The 1,995-nt window shown below is 73.1% G+C and carries 3 protein-coding genes; 1 reads left to right on the forward strand and 2 read right to left on the reverse strand.

Going from position 1 to position 1,995, the window contains the following annotated elements:
* Positions 1–1,112, forward strand: a 1,112-nt coding sequence (locus AB0O29_RS35450) for a HAMP domain-containing sensor histidine kinase (protein WP_365160427.1), incomplete at its 5' end; no start/stop codon positions are given.
* Between the two features lie 20 nt (positions 1,113–1,132).
* On the opposite strand, the gene AB0O29_RS35455 is transcribed toward AB0O29_RS35450, so the two are convergent.
* The gene (locus tag AB0O29_RS35455) at positions 1,133–1,528 is read right to left on the reverse strand and encodes a BlaI/MecI/CopY family transcriptional regulator (protein WP_365160429.1); all 396 of its coding nucleotides are present in this window, start codon (positions 1,526–1,528) and stop codon (positions 1,133–1,135) included.
* Between the two features lie 175 nt (positions 1,529–1,703).
* Positions 1,704–1,995: hypothetical protein (locus AB0O29_RS35460; RefSeq protein ID WP_365160432.1), on the reverse strand; the 292-nt coding region annotated here is incomplete at its 5' end.

The following is a 1,995-nucleotide window of genomic DNA, read 5'->3' on the forward strand; positions in this document are numbered from 1 at the left end:
CCCCGCGCCGCCGCCTCGTTCTGCCGGGTGAGGGATCCCACCGGACGGCCCCCCGGCGATCCCCGGCAGCGCAGCCCCCCCGCACGTACAACCTCGACGCCCTCGGCGAGAAGCACGACCAGCGCGTCACCACCGTCACCACCGCCACTCCCACCGGGCCGGTGACCATTCACGTCGGGGCCTCACTGCGCACGGCCGACACGGCCGAGGACATCACCACGGCCGCCCTCGCCGCGCTGAGCACCCTGCTGCTCCTCACCGTCGGGGTGCTGACCTGGCGTACGACCGGCCGGGCGCTGCGTCCCGTCGAGGCCATCCGGGCCGAGGTCGCCGCGATCAGCGACCGCGGCCTGGACCGCCGGGTCCCGGCCCCGCACGGCGACGACGAGATCGCCCGCCTGGCAGAGACCATGAACGCCATGCTGGAACGGCTGGAGGCGGCGGGGATCCGGCAACGCAGGTTCATCGCCGACGCCTCCCACGAGCTCCGCAGCCCCCTCGCGGTGCTCCGGACCCAGCTGGAGGTCGCCCACACCCATCCCGACCCGACCGTGCGCGACACCCTGCTGGAGGGAGCCCTCCAGGACACCGAACGCCTCCAGGCGCTCTCCGCCGACCTGCTGCTGCTCGCCCGTCTCGACGCCACCGGCCAGAGCCGGCCCGCCGAACCCGTCGACCTCACCGACCTCGTCCGCACCACGGTGGCGGCGCGCTCGACGGACCCGCACGAGGTCGCCCTGCACACGTCCGCCGTGGTGACCGTCTCCGGCAACGCCCTGTGGCTCGGCCGTCTGCTGACCAATCTCCTGGACAACGCCCAGCGGCACGCCCGGCACTCCGTCACCGTGCGGCTCGCGGCGGACCCGGTGACCGCGGAGGCCGTCCTCGACGTCTCGAACGACGGCCTCCCGATCGCCGCCGCGGACCGGGAGAAGATCTTCGAACGGTTCACCCGGCTCGACGACGCGAGGAGCCGCGACGACGGCGGCACCGGCCTCGGCCTGTCCATCGCCCTGGACATCGCGGCCCTGCACGGCGGCACGATCACCGTCGAGGACACCCCGGACGGCGTCACCTTCCGCACCCGCCTCGCCGCCGGCTCCCGGGGGTAGACCAGCGGCCCCGGCGTACGTCAGCCGGAGTCGCCCTCGACCTCGCCCTCGACCTCGCGGAGCAGCCTGCGCAGGGTCTCCTCGTCGTCGTCGGAGAGGGACGAGACGAACCTCTGCAGCACCAGGTCGCGGCGCGGCTCGCTCTCCAGCTCCCGGCGCATGCGCCCGGCGACGAGCCCGGCCGCGTCCTCCACCGGCTCGTAGGCGAACCCCCGGCCGGACGGGGTACGGCGCAGCGTGCCCTTCTCGTAGAGGCGGCTGAGGATGGTGGCCATCGTCGTCCGTGCCAGCCCCTGGTCGAGCACCGCGTTGACCTGCTGCGCGGTCATCGGCTTCCCGGCCTCCCACAGGACCGCCAGCACGTCCGCGACGAGCTCACCGTGGGGACGCCTGTCGTCCCGGCGCCTGTCGGCCATGTCTCTCCGTCCTCCGTACGCTCCGGGTGCTCAGACCGCACCCGTCCCACCGGCTCCTACGGTATGCGGCTCCCGGTCCGTGCGGAGAGCCGGGTTCACGCCTGTTGCGGCAGAAGTGCCTCCAGCGCCGTCCGGGGCCCCTTCGACGGACCCCGGCGGCGTGCCCGGCGGGATCTCAGAACCTGAACATGTCCTGCAGGTCGGAAGGGATGAGCTGCCAGAGCAGAATCAGCACCAGCGCGTCCAGCAGTGTGCCGACGACCAGCAGACCGCTGGCGCCGCGCCGGAAGGCGAACAGTCCGCGGAGGAGGCCGATGACGGCCATGGTGATCGACGCCAGCAGGAGCAGCAGGTACGGGGCCGCCGTCTGGTAGGACGTGCCGTCGTTCACGGTGTCGAGTCCGAGCCGGAGCACGAAGAAGACCAGGAACTGCGGCAGGCCCAGCAGGAACACCCACCAGGCGGTC

This window comes from Streptomyces sp. NPDC089915, from assembly GCF_040684675.1.
Lineage (GTDB): Bacteria > Actinomycetota > Actinomycetes > Streptomycetales > Streptomycetaceae > Streptomyces.